This window comes from Chloroflexus sp. MS-G (genome assembly GCF_000735195.1).
In the GTDB taxonomy this organism is placed as follows: domain Bacteria; phylum Chloroflexota; class Chloroflexia; order Chloroflexales; family Chloroflexaceae; genus Chloroflexus.
Genome location: NZ_JPIM01000004.1, coordinates 12,946 through 28,361, shown reverse-complemented (window position 1 = coordinate 28,361; position 15,416 = coordinate 12,946). Strand labels below are relative to the sequence as shown.

12 protein-coding genes are annotated in these 15,416 nt (G+C 54.7%); 4 read left to right on the top strand and 8 right to left on the bottom strand.

Going from position 1 to position 15,416, the window contains the following annotated elements:
- Positions 1–7 precede the first annotated feature (7 nt).
- The 3 genes from grpE to JE47_RS0101310 all read right to left on the bottom strand — a co-directional run bounded on the left by grpE (position 8) and on the right by JE47_RS0101310 (position 2,449).
- Positions 8–610: a nucleotide exchange factor GrpE gene (gene grpE, locus JE47_RS0101320; protein ID WP_031458034.1), complete on the bottom strand. Its 603-nt coding sequence runs from the start codon at positions 608–610 to the stop codon at positions 8–10.
- 26 nt (positions 611–636) lie between these two features.
- On the bottom strand, positions 637–1,761 hold the full coding sequence (gene hrcA, locus JE47_RS0101315) for a heat-inducible transcriptional repressor HrcA (RefSeq protein ID WP_031458033.1): 1,125 nt from the start codon (positions 1,759–1,761) through the stop codon (positions 637–639).
- Positions 1,762–1,897: 136 nt separating this feature from the next.
- Complete coding sequence (locus tag JE47_RS0101310; protein WP_031458032.1) at positions 1,898–2,449, bottom strand: DUF2064 domain-containing protein; 552 nt, start codon at positions 2,447–2,449, stop codon at positions 1,898–1,900.
- 243 nt (positions 2,450–2,692) lie between these two features.
- Here JE47_RS0101310 and nifJ point away from each other — a divergent pair, with 243 nt between their 5' ends.
- Both nifJ and JE47_RS0101300 read left to right on the top strand, forming a co-directional pair.
- A complete protein-coding gene (gene nifJ, locus JE47_RS0101305; protein WP_031458031.1) occupies positions 2,693–6,271 on the top strand; it encodes a pyruvate:ferredoxin (flavodoxin) oxidoreductase in 3,579 nt (1,192 codons plus the stop codon).
- Positions 6,268–7,332 (top strand): dihydroorotate dehydrogenase-like protein, encoded by a 1,065-nt coding sequence (locus JE47_RS0101300; protein ID WP_031458030.1) that lies wholly within the window; start codon positions 6,268–6,270, stop codon positions 7,330–7,332. Before nifJ ends, JE47_RS0101300 begins: the two co-directional genes overlap by 4 nt.
- A gap of 66 nt (positions 7,333–7,398) precedes the next feature.
- Here JE47_RS0101300 and JE47_RS0101295 read toward each other — a convergent pair whose 3' ends face one another.
- The 5 genes from JE47_RS0101295 to pufB form a co-directional block, all read right to left on the bottom strand.
- Entirely contained in the window at positions 7,399–8,658 is a 1,260-nt protein-coding gene (locus tag JE47_RS0101295; protein WP_031458029.1) for a geranylgeranyl diphosphate reductase, read from the bottom strand.
- Between the two features lie 28 nt (positions 8,659–8,686).
- Complete coding sequence (chlG, locus tag JE47_RS0101290) at positions 8,687–9,610, bottom strand: chlorophyll synthase ChlG (protein WP_236631100.1); 924 nt, start codon at positions 9,608–9,610, stop codon at positions 8,687–8,689.
- 73 nt (positions 9,611–9,683) lie between these two features.
- The gene (gene puf2C, locus JE47_RS0101285; RefSeq protein ID WP_031458027.1) at positions 9,684–10,928 is read right to left on the bottom strand and encodes a cytochrome c-554 Puf2C; all 1,245 of its coding nucleotides are present in this window, start codon (positions 10,926–10,928) and stop codon (positions 9,684–9,686) included.
- 262 nt (positions 10,929–11,190) lie between these two features.
- Positions 11,191–11,364: a light-harvesting protein gene (pufA, locus tag JE47_RS0101280; RefSeq protein ID WP_031458026.1), complete on the bottom strand. Its 174-nt coding sequence runs from the start codon at positions 11,362–11,364 to the stop codon at positions 11,191–11,193.
- Between the two features lie 28 nt (positions 11,365–11,392).
- Complete coding sequence (gene pufB, locus JE47_RS0101275) at positions 11,393–11,554, bottom strand: light-harvesting antenna LH1, beta subunit (protein ID WP_012257957.1); 162 nt, start codon at positions 11,552–11,554, stop codon at positions 11,393–11,395.
- A gap of 1,020 nt (positions 11,555–12,574) precedes the next feature.
- Between pufB and JE47_RS0101270 the strand changes: the two genes are divergently transcribed.
- Together JE47_RS0101270 and JE47_RS0101265 are read left to right on the top strand one after the other, a co-directional pair.
- On the top strand, positions 12,575–14,311 hold the full coding sequence (locus JE47_RS0101270) for a 2-oxoacid:acceptor oxidoreductase subunit alpha (RefSeq protein ID WP_031458025.1): 1,737 nt from the start codon (positions 12,575–12,577) through the stop codon (positions 14,309–14,311).
- A 41-nt stretch (positions 14,312–14,352) separates the two neighbouring features.
- Positions 14,353–15,201, top strand: coding sequence for a 2-oxoacid:ferredoxin oxidoreductase subunit beta (locus JE47_RS0101265; RefSeq protein WP_031458024.1), 849 nt, complete (start codon positions 14,353–14,355; stop codon positions 15,199–15,201).
- Positions 15,202–15,416: the final 215 nt, after the last annotated feature.

Genomic DNA, 15,416 nt, shown 5'->3' with positions numbered 1-15,416 from the left:
CTAGTTCCTAACCGCGACCCACCTTAACCATACTCGGACGGATGACACGGTCGTGGAGCAGATAGCCACGCTGTAATTCTGCAATAACTTTACCTTCTTGCCCTTCTGCTTCTTCGTAGATCACCGCCTCGTGCAAATTGGGGTTAAAGTCCTGCCCCAACGCCTCAATCGGCTTGACCCCTTCGCTTTCGAGGATTGTACGTAATTTTTGAGCAATAAGTTGCGTTCCCTGCCACCACGGTGTTTCGGCAATCTCAGGTGGCACATTGGCAATCGCCCGCTCGAAGTCATCGAGGACCGGTAGCAACTTCAAAATAAGTGCTGCACCGGCATTACGTATCAGCTCACTGCGTTCGGTTTCGGTACGGCGCTTGAAGTTGCGATAATCAGCCACGGCCCGCATCCACTGATCTTTATATTCGGCGACCTGAGCTTCAGCCTGAGCCAGGCGGTTTTGCAGATCGGCGATCAACGCCTCCGAGTCAACCACTCCGCCATCGGCGGTAGCCACCGATGGCTGAGCCGTCGTCGCGTCTGCTCCTTCGTTCTGCGCATTAGCAGCCGCGTCTTGAACTGCTGTATCGGGTTTCACTTCTTCCGTATTTGCCATAGTTCCCTCACAAGGTATATCTCAATTCACGAAGTTGCAGGAGTATCAACATCTGGTTCCGAAGGACGAGGATTCGCGTAATAGAGATCGGCCAACAGGTTACTCATCAATGATGCGATATAGCGCACTGTTGAGATCGAACGTGGATAGGCCATACGGGTTGGCCCAATCACACCGAGCACACCAACCAACGCCCCCTCGACGCCGTAGCGCGCCAAGATCACACTGTAATCGCGCATAGCGTCTTCGCCGTGTTCGCCACCAATAATCACCTGCACCCCACCGGAGGCGAGGGCCTGGGGAATGAGTGGACCAAGACCGCGGCCACTCTTAAGAATTTCGAGAGTACGGCGTAATCGTTCGATGGCTCGCTCGGCATCATCACGGCCACTAGCAGGCATAAACTCAGGCTGACTCAACATCTCAAGCAGACCATCAGAATAGATCTGCTCTTGCGCCTGCTCTTCAAAGGCAATCATCGCTCGCACCACCATATCAACCAGTGTCCGCTCAAACTCACTGAGCGGGACACCGTTGAAGGTCGCCACGGCAGCCAGCTCCTCAGCCCGAGTTAAGGTTGCATCAGCGAGCAGATCGCTTACCACACCGGCAGCCCGACGCAGGTCCTCTGGTGTACGACCCGGCTCGATGGGCAGGGTCTGCTGTTTGATAATCCCGCCGTGAAAGACGATAACCGCCAGTGCCATTGTTTCGTGGATTGCGATCAACTCCAGGCTCTTGAAGCGAAGCTGCTCGGCGCGGGGAGCGGTGGCAACCGAAGCGTTATGCGCTGTACGGGCAAGCACAGCACATGCCAGTTGCACCCACTGATCAAGTTCGCCACGTACCTGGTAAAACTGGTGGCGAATCATGCGCTGTTCGGCAGGAGAGAGCGATGTGCGCTCCATCAAGTTCTCAACGAAAAAGCGATAACCCGCATCAGTCGGGATACGCCCGCCTGACGTGTGCGGATGGGTCAGAAAACCCAACTCTTCGAGTGCGGCCATATCATTCCGCACCGTCGCAGGCGAGACGGGGAGGCGATATTTGCGCACCAGCGTCTCGGAAGCGACCGGCGTTGCCGTATCGACAAACTCTTGTATGACCAGCTTGAGAATCATCTGCCGGCGTTCGGTCAGAGGTCCGCTCATCGCTGTATCCTGCCTTGCAGGTCGATTGTTAGCACTCGCTAAGTGAGAGTGCTAATGCTTCCAACGTAAAAGGTTGGCGTGCATCTGATGCACGCCGATAAAGAGTATACCACAAGTTGCGCCAGTTGTCATGCGGTTATGCCCCCCATTCACGTTCGAGGGCGCCATTGCCAAGGAGTCGTCGGGTTGAAGGGGCGTAATCTTCTGGCATTGTGCGGAGCGCAACTGAAAGGGTGGCCAAATCCGATACATACACAATCCGAAACCAGAGTGGCAGATGAGCGATACGTACACCGCGCTGGTGCAAACCGCTCAGCCATGGCCGCACCTCTTCTGAGACAAGCGGAATCGTTCCAACAACTGATGGGTAGCGGATACCCAGCATATACCAGGAACCACGATCGCACAACCCTACCACTACATCGGTGTCACTGTCTAAGAGGGTACAGGCATCGCGAATCCGTGCCTCAGGAAGATGTGGCGTATCACCACTAAGAATCAATAATGGCCCTTCACTGGCTTCCGTCGCGATTTGAACGGTCGAAGTAACATAGGCGGTCGAGCCAGTCACACGAAGTACGAGCGCCTGAAGATCGGCAATGAACGCATTAACCCACCAATTGGCTTCAAGGCCAAAGGTTTCGCGCAGAGCAGCCGATCGGTCGAGGATCAAGGTTACGCGCTGCATGCGCTGCTCCATCTCTGTAGAACACGAAATCACTCTTATTATAGACTGTCGTAGCACTCGCTAAAACAGGAAAATGGCACGAAAGTTAAAAAATTGATGAACATTTTCCCACCGCTTCTATCACTAGAATGAAGCAATCATTACTGATGGTTGCCTGAGTTTTATCAGAACTATACTGCTACCCCTCCTATACTGATACAGAGCAGGCATCATGACCTCTGCTTGCAGGTAAGGAGGAACATAATGGGCACTCGACGAGTCACTCTCGATGGCAATGAGGCGGTTGCGAATGTTGCCTATCAATTGAGTGAAGTGATAGCAATTTACCCAATCACCCCTTCCACGCCAATGGGTGAACTGGCTGATGCATTTGCTGCTAGCGGTAAGCCCAATCTGTGGGGAGTAGTACCGACCGTTTACGAGATGCAGTCGGAAGGTGGCGCCGCAGGCGCCCTCCACGGGGCAATGCAGACCGGCGCCCTAACCACGACGTTTACCGCTTCGCAGGGTCTGCTTTTGATGATTCCCAATATGTATAAGATGGCCGCCGAGCTAAGACCGGGCGTCTTCCACGTTGCGGCCCGGGCGTTAGCAACGCAGGCTCTTTCCATCTTTGGTGATCAGTCAGATGTTATGGCCGCACGAACTACCGGCCTTGGCATGTTGGCATCAGCATCGGTACAAGAGGCGCAGGATATAGCCCTGATTGCCCACGCCAGCTCGCTGGCCGGGAAATTGCCGGTGATACACTTCTTCGATGGCTTTCGTACCTCGCACGAAGTGAATACGATCATCCTGCTCGAAGAGGAAGAGATTCGGGCAATGATCAAGGACGAATGGATTCACGATCATCGCGCTCATGCGCTTTCACCAGAACAGCCGGTGATTCGTGGCACGGCGCAGAACCCTGATGTTGCTTTTCAGGCCCGTGAGCGTATCCAGCCGATCATCGATGCCTTCCCAGCCGTTGTACAAGCACAGATGGATCGGTTTGCCGAAATTACCGGTCGGCAGTACCACCTATTTGACTATTTCGGTGCTCCTGATGCCGAGCGGGTGATAGTAATAATGGGTTCAGGAGGTGAGACAGCCCGCGAAACTGCTTTCTACCTGAACCAGCAAGGCGAGAAGGTCGGGGTCGTGCAAGTGCGTCTCTTCCGACCCTTTGCCGAGGCCGCATTTCGTGCCGTATTGCCACCAACCGTGAAGAGAATTGCCGTACTCGACCGCACCAAAGAGCCGGGGGCTTCTGGTGAGCCGCTCTTCCTCGATGTCGTTGCGGCACTCCGTGGTCAGCCGATCAAGGTGATCGGCGGGCGCTATGGCCTTTCATCGAAGGAGTTTACGCCGGGGATGGCAGCCGCCGTTTTTGCCGAGCTGGCAAAGGAACACCCCAAAGAGCACTTCACGGTTGGGATCATTGATGATGTCAGCCAGAGTAGTCTGAGTTACGATCCCGATCTCTGCATCGATCCGCCCGGTACGGTGCGCTGTGTGTTCTGGGGTCTTGGTTCTGATGGCACGGTCGGCGCCAATAAGAATAGCATCAAGATTATCGGTGATAGCAGTGAGGGCGAGGCTGAGCGTTACGCGCAGGGCTATTTCGTCTATGACTCGAAGAAATCGGGGTCGGTGACGATTTCCCATCTCCGTTTTGGGCCATCGCCGCTGGCAACACCGTATCTGATCGGTAAGGGACAGGCCCAGTTTGTAGCCTGCCACCAGTTCAGTTTCCTCGAACGATTTGATGTATTGCAGTATGCAGCACCGAATGGTGTGTTCTTGCTCAATAGCCCTTACGGTCCTGATCAGGTCTGGCATCAGTTGCCGTCGGTTGTCCAGCGTAAAATTCGCGAGCTGAACCTGCGCTTCTTCGTGATTGATGCAACTGCTGTTGCCAATGAAGTGGGTATGCGCGGACGCATCAACACCGTGATGCAGACCTGCTTCTTCGCAATCAGTGGCGTCTTACCTCGTGAAGACGCAATTGCGGCGATCAAGCAGTCGATCAAGAAGACCTACGGTCGGCGCGGCGAGGCCGTGGTCAAGCAGAACTGGGCAGCAGTTGACCGCACGCTCGACCGGCTGTACGAGGTACCGATTCCACCGCCGACCGAGGACAATGGGTTGCCGATGCGACCACCGGTACCGGATCATGCACCGCCGTTCGTGCGTGATGTGTTGGGACCGATGATCGCCGGGCGGGGTGATGAGTTACCGGTTAGTGCGATCCCCATCGATGGCTCTTTCCCGACCGGAACGACGAAATGGGAAAAGCGCAATATTGCGCTTGAAATACCAATCTGGGACCCGGCTATCTGCATCCAGTGCAACAAGTGTGTCTTTGTGTGTCCACATGCTACCATTCGTGCGAAGGTCTACCCCGAAGAGGCACTTGTTGGCGCTCCCGAAGGATTCCAGAGCGCACCGGCCCGCTTTAAAGAGTTCCCCGGTCAGCGCTACACATTACAAGTTGCGCCCGAAGACTGCACCGGCTGTGGCCTCTGTGTTGAAGCGTGTCCGGTCAAGGACAAGCGTGCAACCGGTCGTAAGGCGATCAATCTCCAACCGCAACCGCCTATTCGTGCTCGTGAAGCTGCATATTGGGATTTCTTCCTCTCGTTGCCGGATGTGGATCGCACCCAGATTCCGTCTGGCAGTGTAAAGCATACGCAACTGTTTGTGCCGCTGATGGAATTTTCAGGGGCCTGTGCCGGTTGTGGCGAGACACCTTATCTCAAGCTGCTGAGTCAGCTCTTTGGCGACCGCGCAATTATTGCCAACGCCACCGGTTGTTCGTCAATCTACGGCGGTAATTTACCAACAACACCATGGACAACCAACGCCGAGGGGCGCGGGCCAGCATGGTGCAATTCACTCTTCGAGGATAATGCCGAGTTTGGGTTGGGTATGCGCTTAAGTATTGACCAGCAGCTTGACCATGCCCGAATGCTGCTTAATCGCCTCCGGCCCATTCTTGGTGCTGAATTTGTCGAAGACCTGCTGCATGCTGATCAACACAGTGAAACCGGTATTCGTGAGCAACGCGAGCGCGTCGCAATCCTTAAACAGCGTTTGCGTGAACTGCTGAGCAGTGATCCGCCAGAGGCAGCGCAAATGCGTGATCTGCTAGCCCTGGCCGATGTGTTGATCCGACGCAGTATCTGGATCGTCGGTGGTGATGGTTGGGCCTACGACATCGGCTTTGGTGGGCTTGACCATGTGTTTGCGTCAGGGCGCGATGTCAATATCCTGGTGTTAGATACGGAAGTCTACTCTAACACTGGCGGGCAGGCCAGTAAATCAACACCAACTGGCGCTGTCGCCAAGTTTGCAGCCAGTGGGAAAGGTGGGGTCAAGAAGGATTTGGCCCAGATTGCAATGACCTACGGTGATGTATACGTGGCCCGAGTGGCCTTTGGTGCCGATGATGTCCAGACGCTACGCGCCTTCCAGGAGGCCGAAGCGTATCCTGGGGTCTCGCTCATCATTGCCTACAGCCACTGCATTGCCCATGGCTATGATCTACGTCGTGGTCTAGAGCAGCAACGGCTGGCGGTTGAGTCTGGTGTCTGGCCACTCTATCGTTACAATCCGGCCATTCACGAGGGTTCACCATTGACCATCGACTCGAAAGCACCGACCATTGATCCAGAGGTCTATTTGCGCGGTGAAGGTCGTTTCCAGATGTTGCAACAAGCCAACCCGGCTCGCTACGAACAACTGGTCGCCAGCCTACGGCGGCAGGTAGCATTGAAGTGGGCACATTTGCAGTGGATGGCCAATGAGTTAGCTGCCGAGACGAAGGAGGGGCTGCGATGATCGATCTGAGTACGACCTATCTGGGGATGCGGCTGCGCACACCGTTAGTCGCTGCCGCATCACCCATCAGTCGCAACGTTGAGCTGGCTCGTCAGCTCGAAGAGGCTGGCCTGGGAGCGATTGTTATGTATTCGCTCTTCGAGGAGCAGATCATTCAAAACAGCCTTGAGATTGATCGCATGCTTAGTCATGGGGCCGAGAGCTTTGCCGAAGCGCTCAGCTATTTCCCCGAACATGGTGTGTATAGCGTCGGCCCCGAACGGTATCTGGAACAGGTTGTAGCACTGAAAAAAGCGTTGAGCATCCCGGTCATCGGTAGTCTCAATGGCGTCTCGGCAGGCGGATGGGTTCATTATGCCCGTCTCATACAAGAGGCGGGTGCTGATGCACTCGAACTCAATATCTACTTCATCCCAGTTGATACCACCATCACCAGTAGCGCACTCGAGGATATTTACGTCGAGCTGGTGCGTGCAGTACGGGCCGAAATCACGATCCCGCTGGCGGTAAAGATTGGCCCATACATCACAGCACTGCCACACTTTGCTACCCGTCTGCGTGAAGCAGGAGCAGATGCGCTGGTGCTGTTCAATCGCTTTTACCAGCCCGACTTCGACCTTGAACAATTGGAGGTACGACCGAACTTGCAACTGAGTAGTTCGGCTGAATTGCGACTACCGCTGCGTTGGATCGCCTTACTCTACGGACGTGTCCCGCTTGAATTTGCGATCAGCAGTGGTGTCCATAGTGCGATTGATGCCCTCAAAGGGCTAATGGCCGGAGCAAATGTGGCAATGATGGCATCGGCGCTCCTCCGTGGCCGGGCGCCTGATGTGTTGCGCGGTATTCTACACGATCTGGAAGCGTGGCTCACCGAGCACGAGTACGAGTCGATTACCCAACTACGCGGGAGTATGAGCCAAAAAGCGGTAGCTGAACCGGCAGCCTTCGAGCGGGCCAACTACGTGCGCGTCCTTGAAGATTATCGTCCGCCTTATGCGCTGGGCAGTCACACCGATCTAACCGGTCGGATGCTGTATCCCTTTATTGATGAGGTGTAGCCAGAAACGTTAACGGGACGCAGTGCAAGTCACTGCGTCCCGCCGATCACGTGGGGTAAGTGCCGATCAATCGGCGGCAAGCATCCGCTGCTTTTCGATCACCGTTAACCCCAACTGCTCGCGCAACGGTGTGCGAGGTCGCAGGTAATTGCGCACTTCACTGACAATAATCTCAGCGGTCATACGCAATTGGGCCAACCAGGGCGCTGGTGCCATCTTCTTGTGCATGTAGCTATCAAACGTTAACCGTTGCACATCAGGGTTACGGCACATTTCAGTAAAGACCTCCATCTGCCGCTCGTTACCATAGCCCCAGATTTGCAAAAAGCGCAGGAAGCGATACATTGTGCCGTATTCTTTCCACCAGCGGCGCTCGTAGTGGCGCAGGTTTGCAGCACTAGGCACATCGAGATACTCGGCCAGGGTCTGCGCAGCCATCTGACCACTCTTCATTGCCCAATAAATGCCTTCACCGGAAGTATGCACCACCAATCCGGCGGCATCACCGATCAGCATTGCCCGATCAAAAGCCATGTGCGGACGCGGTTCCATCGGCAATGCATGCGCTTCGCGCAAAATGACCTGACCACCATCGAGGGCCGAACCAAGGCGACGTTTGAGATTAGCCAGCAATTGTTTGGCAGCCGATCCATGACCAGGACCGGCGCCGATACCTACCGCAATATGGTCACGTTTGGGAAAAGCCCAGGCATACAGATCGGGGCTGACTTCGTGGCCGAGGTAGAGATCAGCAGTTTCTTCCCAACGCGCCATCTTATCAGGTGGCAGCTTGATCCGCTCTTGCATTGCCACAGCCCGCGGCAGATTCGGCAGGCCGAGGAATTTTGCGGTTGGTGAATAAGCACCATCAGCACCGATCACCACATCGGCCCAAACCGAACCCTCATAACCTGAAGGAGTACGGTAGGTAGCCGTCACCCCATGCCGATCAACCCGTAAACCGGTAACCTGAGCGTGGATCAATTCTGCCCCACGTTCCTGCGCACGCTGACGCAAGAAACTATCAAACACCTCACGCCGCACCATCGCCACATAATCATCATCACTAGGCACAGAACCGGCTACCGGCACGTGAGTCTCTTGACCCGACGGCGAAACGATCAGGCACTGACGAACCTTACGATCAATCAGGCTAGTCGGTAAGTCAAACTCACGGAACGCTGCTGGTGGGACAGCGCCGCCGCATGGTTTGGCCTTACTCAGCTCCTTCTCGATCATGATCGTCTCGATACCAAACGACCGCAGCGTAATCGCTGCGGTTGCGCCACCCACCGATGCGCCAACGATCAGAACTCGTGGTGCCATCGAACACACTTCTAGGGGCTGATGCCCATCAAGCTGCCAGACCAATTGCTGCTGCTAACATGCCCCACACATAAAGCATGATCGCAGTTGCATTGAAAAAGACCTCATTGTTCTCTGGATCACGGATGAAGCGCGCATTCGGGATACTCTGCGCTGCCAGTAAGATGGCAACAACCGTTGCCGCCACAGGATGGCCCCAGTAATAGAGTAAACCAATGACTGCAATTTGGGCCACTCCCATAGTTATCACCACCATCCGCGCAGCGATAACCTTGCCATACTGTACCGGAATGGAACGGATACCCATCAGCGTATCGCCACGGATGCTCTTAAAGTCATTAACCGTCATAATCCCGTGGGCGCCGAGGGAATAGAGCAAAGCAATCGTGACGCTCTCGCCGGTGAGTGGAGCAAATGCCGAATGACCGGCCATCCAGGCTAGGCCTTCGTATGAAATAGCAACCAGCGCATTACCGATCCAGCCATTACGCTTTCCGCGAATCGGTCGTAGACTATAGGCCAGGGCGAAGATCAGACCAAGCGCGACAAAAAAGGCCACATTTCGCCCCAAAAATAGCGCAATACTCGCGCCAAGCCATGTCAGCACTGCCGTCAGAATATAGACGTGACGCAACGAAACCTGACCAGATGGAATAAGCCGGTGTGGCTCATTAATGGCGTCAACATCACGATCAGCGTAATCGTTGACCACCTGCGACAAACCACACAATACTGGGCCAGCCATAAACATACCGAGCAGAAGGCGGCCAATCGATTCGTTCCATCCCAGAGCACCGCTGGCAATTGCCCCACACATAAACGCCCACGTTGGTGCAAACCAGGTTACCGGCTTCATGAGCTGGATGGATCGCGTTAGCCAGACCAGGCGTAGCCGCAGACGTTTGGGTAGCGGAAGTGAAGGTGGTGAAGTCAAACTGGTTCGGTCGCTCATATCGCTCATAGAGCATCGCTCTCTAGCGCGCCAGCGGCGCGGGGGCGCCCAAGCGCCCCCTTCAAGGAGTAGGTTAGCGGCCTCTAATCTGCGGTGGTAGGATCACGACACCGGCATCGTTATTGGGGATGTCGGCCTGATTGATCGAAGCCAGCGGGATATTGTTTCCACGATGGCACGTGTAACAACCGGGAACGTTGTACACCTGTCCATCGCCAAGGCGCTGGTATGAATAGCGACTTGCCGCCCCGGGGCCGGTAGGAATCTCAGGCTTCCCAATCGCACCGTAGCGCGTCCAGTTTTCGGCCAGCCATGTCGTGAGCAGCAACATCCGCTGCGCCTTCAGTTTGTTGTACGCATAAGCCGGGTTAAGCACATTGTCACCGGCGGGATTCAGCTCATAGGCAACGAAATTACGTGAGTTGTGGCAGAACGTACAACCAACCCCCAGCGACCAGGACTGATAGTTCATCACATTCTGGTTAATCGTCACCTGATCTTGTGTGCGCCCGCCATCGTAGGTCAGTGCCAGCGAGCCGCGACCACTCTCTGGATCGTTTGGATCGAATGGCTTCCAGACCTGATAGTTATAGATGTAGTAGAGAATAGCATCCTTCAACAAGACCTGGTCGCGAATAGCTTCGGGCTTCTGAGCGGGATCGAGGATTGCACGTCCATTGGCATCAAGCGGATCAACAGTCACCTTAATCGGTGGTATCGAGTTGATAAATTGGGCGCCGAAGCTTTCAAGATTGTTTGGCGCGTTGTTGTGGCAGGTTGCGCACTGAACGTAGTTACCCTTCCAGGCCGGCAAGTTGACAATAAACTCGGCGTTGACATCACGCACCAGACGCAGCATATTGCGCGCTGCAATCTTTTGCGGATACTCATCACTAGCGAAATTGTTGATATTGTGGCAGTACTGGCAACCAACCCCCAGCGCACCCGACACGTATTGTTGCATGTACGTCCAGATTTGGGCCGAACTCATCCCGACCAGAACTTGTACATTAACCGTATTCGGATACTTTTGAACCCAGGCCTGACCGGCCTGTACTCCCTCCTGCCATGCCTGCGCACCTAACCAATTCTGCCGTCCATCGGTAGGCGTGATTGGTTTCGACTTGGTGATAACCGTAATTCCATCGCTCGGACTCCAGCGCGCACCGGCTGTTTTTGCAGCCTCCCGTTGGGCACGGCCTAGTGTCAAATCGTAGACCCACCAGAAGGTGGCTGTTGTAATCACTGCGACAACGAGTCCTACCGCCACCGAGACAACGATCGCGAGTTGCCGATCACTTGGTCGTGACGATTGCATGGGTCTCTCCTGATCCAGATCGGCGTCCCCAACATAGTGACGCCAATGCAAGCGTGAGATTGCGGCGGAAGGGCGACGCCGCCCCTAACGATCCTAATAACCAGTATACACCGATTCTCAGTATACACGAATTATTTCTAAAGGTCAATTTTTTATCTATGTGCAAAAAGCCGAATCTCAACCGCCTGCGAACAACAACCGCCAGCAGAGGCGCTGCTGGCGGTTGCCGTCTTACGCGAGCCGTAGCCGGCCCGCCACCACATCAGACTCCGAACAACATACGCACGGCGCTCAGGAGCAGCGCTCCGCCGTTGGCATTCGATAGCCAATTGTAAGCCGGACTGCTGAGCACGATGAAATGGATAAGTAGCGCTACAACAAAGCCAAGAATAGTAAAGATGACGATATTCGTCCGCACCGGGCTGCGAGGTTGCATGAATAATCCCTCCTCATCTTACTCTACACTAAGGAAGCCACGGTTTCCACAGATAGACCAGCAGGTGCGCGATTGCGGCGATGACACCGAAGCCGTAGAACGACTTCACCACAATATCGTGCAGCAGCCAGTCTTGATTGTTAAATAGCGGACGCCATTTCGGTGGAACCAGATCGTCGTCGTCGCGCATGGGCGAACCTCCACTTTTCTGCTATTAGCGAGATTGCGACCGACACCCGGCTGGTCTCCCGCGAAACTTCCGCTACATTCGAGCGCCCTTCAGCGGTATTCGTTGAAGACCATGCAACGGTGGTGTGTTGCCTAAATTATATAGGAATCAACGAAAAATGTCAATCCGTTGCTTTTAAGAAAAAAGATAATCGTAGGTTGCGATTTTTCCCGCATTTCTCGCTTCGACCTCGGCCACCTCTGTGGAAGGCATCATCCTTCATCGCTGCGACTACGAGAGGCACTTCCCGCGCCAGGCAAGGGCATCTCCAGAATGGTTCCGGGAACGGTTGCAGGCAACACAGGCTTCTCTTCGCCGCGGTAGCAACGGGTGGCACCGAGTTCAGCGCCAGTGCTGCGACGCACGCCTGGCGCCCCTCACCTTCCCCCTGCCCTCCCTTCCGCTCCCACACAGTTGAAAGAGGGGACGAAGTGTGGCTGATGCGAAAGTATGTTAGCACCTCCACACGAAATGATAGGCAGGTTCGCTACATGCCCAATGAGAAATCTGGGCTTTTGATCAGGCTCTTAATCATCTACAAAACCTGGCCGAGATACCCGAATTGCAGGCGAAGATCAATGGGAGAGGTTCGCAAACCACTTCTCCGGCAAGACGGCATCTTGCCCCACCATGCACTGATCGTCCATTGTGTGCCATTCATCGCTTGGGTTTATCTGTTATGAGGCGATAACGCTTATGCGGAACGGGAAGCAGCGCACCTGCATACACACCGTGAATGGGTATGCCAGGGCGCACCCTTTCATAGCCCGGCAATGTTCGTCCTAACAATTGGCTGCTGCGCCGCTTTGTCATACACTGCCCTCCATCACGCATTATTTTTGCACAAACATCGCACTAGTTATCACAATAAAAAGGGCATTGCAGTGCGATTGTGGCAGTGCTATGATAGGGACAATCCATCTCTCATTTGCTTTATGTACCAACGCAGGTACAAAGCAACGAAGCTGCGGCGAGGTTGCCATGATTCAGAAGGAAGATATCGTCATCCGCGTAGCTGGCGAAAGCGGTGATGGCAGCACGGCGACGGGCGAGATGCTCGCGCAAGCGGCTGCCCGTTCTGGTTTGCATGTCTTTACCTTTCGGACCACTCCAGCCGAGATCAAGGGTGGCCCGGTGATGTTCCAGGTTCGTGCGTCGAATAGCCCGGTACGCTCAATGGGCGATGCGGTTGATGTGCTCTTCGCATTTAACCGTGAAGCGTGGGATTTACACCATGCTGATTTGGCTTCGAACGCGGTACTCCTCTACGATCCCGAAGAATTTGAGCTGCCAACCGAGTTTCGTGGTGTCGCTTATCCGGTACCAATCGGCGCCATAGCGCAGGAGGTCGGCAATCGCCGTGGAAAGAATGTGGCAGCGCTCGGTGTGGTGGCCACGTTGTTTGGCTTAGGTTTGAATAAGCTCGAAGACATTGTACGGGCAAAATTGGGCAAAAAAGCCGACTTGCTAGAGAGCAACCTGGCAGCGTTGCGCGCCGGCATTGCCTATGCTCAGCGGCTGGAGAAACGCGATCCGTTCTGGATGGAGTCGGTCGCCGAACACGAACGCTACGTGATGACCGGTAATCAGGCGATTGTTGCCGGTGCGCTGCATGCCGGCGTTGAGTTCTTTGCCGGTTATCCCATTACTCCCGCTTCGGATATTATGGAGGGAATGGCAGCGATGCTCCCTCAAATCGGTGGCGGTTATATGCAAGCTGAAGATGAGATTGCAGCGATTATGGCTTGCATTGGTGCTTCGTATGGCGGTAAGCGCGCCATGACCGCAACCTCTGGGCCAGGGCTATCGCTGATGAGTGAGGCAATCGGCTATGCTAGTATGACCGAGATACCGGTGGTGATCGTGGATGCTCAGCGAGGTGGTCCCAGCACCGGCCTACCAACCAAGATGGAGCAGTCGGATTTAAATATTGCGCTGCACGGGGGCCACGGTGATAGTCCGCGGATCGTGCTTGCTCCGGCCAGCGTTGCCGAGTGTTTTCATCTGACGGTTTGGGCGTTTAATCTGGCCGAGCAATATCAGACGCCGGTTATCTTACTCAGCGATTATTCGCTCTCGTTCCGCACCGAGACCGTCGAACCATTTGATCTGAACAAGTATCCGCGCGTTGATCGCTTGCGGCCAAACGGTTCGCTAGCACCCAAACAGTATCGCCGTTACGAGATAACCGCAAACCTGATTTCGCCGATGGTTGCGCCGGGCGTGGCGTATGCGCAATACACTGCAACCGGCCTTGAACATAATGAGTATGGCAACCCCGATTACACACCGAAGAATCACGCATTAATGACCGAGAAGCGCTGGGGCAAGCTGGCCCCCTTGCAACATTCACGCGAGTACGTTCGCCGCTTTGGCGCCGAGCGGGCCAAAGTAGGAATTATTTGCTGGGGAACTACTGCTGGCCCATGTCGTGGTGCAGTCTATCTGGCCGGTCAGGAAGAAGTACCGGTAGCAATGTTGCAGGTTCAGATGCTGGCGCCATTACCGGTTGATGCGATTAACGAATTTCTTGAACAGGTCGAGATTGTGCTGGTACCGGAAGTGAATTTCCAGGGTCAGTTTGCTAAATTACTCCAGGCTGAACTGGGGATTAAAGTGCTCTCAATGACCAAATATACCGGTATGCCGTTCTCGCGATTAGAGATTCTACGCCAGATTCACGTCCTAAATGGGCTTGCTGAACCGGTATTGTCTTGATGACGATATGCTTCACACGTAGCTTAGATGCGGAGACAATTATGACTGCTGTACCAATTACTACGCCGCCCGTTGTTTACAAACCGTCCGATTACCGCAGCGATCTGAAACCGATCTGGTGTCCAGGTTGTGGTGATTTCGGCGTTTTGGCTGCTATTCAGCAGGCGTTGGCCGCAACGCAAATGAATCCGAAAGACCTGGCTGTGGTCTCCGGTATCGGTTGTAGTTCACGACTACCCGGCTTTTTGCAGACATACGGATTGCATACGGTACACGGTCGTGCGTTACCGGCAGCAATTGGGCTGAAAATTGCCCGCCCCGATTTGACCGTGATGGCGGTGGGTGGTGATGGCGATTTCTTCAGTATCGGGCTGGGGCATTTACCGCACGCTGCACGGCGTGATCTCGATATTACTGTTGTGGTGATGGATAACGCGATTTATGGCCTAACGAAAGGGCAGACGTCTCCGACCTCACCGCGCGGACACGTTACAAAGAGCACACCCTACGGTCAATCGGCCCAACCCCTTCATCCACTGGCAATTGTGTTGTCGAGTGGAGCTTCATTCGTTGCCCGTGGTTTTTCGAGTCAGCCGAAGCAGTTGGCAGAACTGATCAAAGCCGGGCTTGAGCATCGCGGTTTTGCCTTTATTCACGTGTTAAGTCCATGCGTCACCTTTTACGATACGTATAAACTGTATAAGGAGCTGGTGTACAATTTGCCCGCAGATCACGATCCATCAGATCTCGATGCAGCGATGCACTACGCAGTTGAGCGTGAACGCCTGCCGCTTGGCATTTTTTATCGTCGGCCACCACTTGAACCGCTACCGCGTCCCACTCCGAAACCATTTGATACGCAGGCGTATCTGGAACGCTTCCGGGTATAGCCGTCAATTCTGTCTGTTTCATTGCACAGGAGGGAGGGAAACCTGCCCTCCCATTTTGTTGCAAGTTCGGAGAGAAGTTACGGAACAATCCCACCCCACTGGCGTACTGCGGCGCTACCAAGAGCTTCCGACCGGCAAGGCGCGGGCCTGTGGCCCGCGCTACAAGGCAAGCTGCTCCGCCTCCCGCCGGGTGCTGGCTATACACCGCAAGGCGC

What these genes read in the sequence shown, in the direction of transcription:
- grpE (WP_031458034.1), bottom strand. Translation starts at nt 610, where the DNA reads ATGGCAAATACGGAAGAAGTGAAACCCGATACAGCAGTTCAAGACGCG.
- hrcA (WP_031458033.1), bottom strand. Translation starts at nt 1,761, where the DNA reads ATGAGCGGACCTCTGACCGAACGCCGGCAGATGATTCTCAAGCTGGTC.
- JE47_RS0101310 (WP_031458032.1), bottom strand. Translation starts at nt 2,449, where the DNA reads ATGCAGCGCGTAACCTTGATCCTCGACCGATCGGCTGCTCTGCGCGAA.
- nifJ (WP_031458031.1), top strand. Translation starts at nt 2,693, where the DNA reads ATGGGCACTCGACGAGTCACTCTCGATGGCAATGAGGCGGTTGCGAAT.
- JE47_RS0101300 (WP_031458030.1), top strand. Translation starts at nt 6,268, where the DNA reads ATGATCGATCTGAGTACGACCTATCTGGGGATGCGGCTGCGCACACCG.
- JE47_RS0101295 (WP_031458029.1), bottom strand. Translation starts at nt 8,658, where the DNA reads ATGGCACCACGAGTTCTGATCGTTGGCGCATCGGTGGGTGGCGCAACC.
- chlG (WP_236631100.1), bottom strand. Translation starts at nt 9,610, where the DNA reads ATGAGCGACCGAACCAGTTTGACTTCACCACCTTCACTTCCGCTACCC.
- puf2C (WP_031458027.1), bottom strand. Translation starts at nt 10,928, where the DNA reads ATGCAATCGTCACGACCAAGTGATCGGCAACTCGCGATCGTTGTCTCG.
- pufA (WP_031458026.1), bottom strand. Translation starts at nt 11,364, where the DNA reads ATGCAACCTCGCAGCCCGGTGCGGACGAATATCGTCATCTTTACTATT.
- pufB (WP_012257957.1), bottom strand. Translation starts at nt 11,554, where the DNA reads ATGCGCGACGACGACGATCTGGTTCCACCGAAATGGCGTCCGCTATTT.
- JE47_RS0101270 (WP_031458025.1), top strand. Translation starts at nt 12,575, where the DNA reads ATGATTCAGAAGGAAGATATCGTCATCCGCGTAGCTGGCGAAAGCGGT.
- JE47_RS0101265 (WP_031458024.1), top strand. Translation starts at nt 14,353, where the DNA reads ATGACTGCTGTACCAATTACTACGCCGCCCGTTGTTTACAAACCGTCC.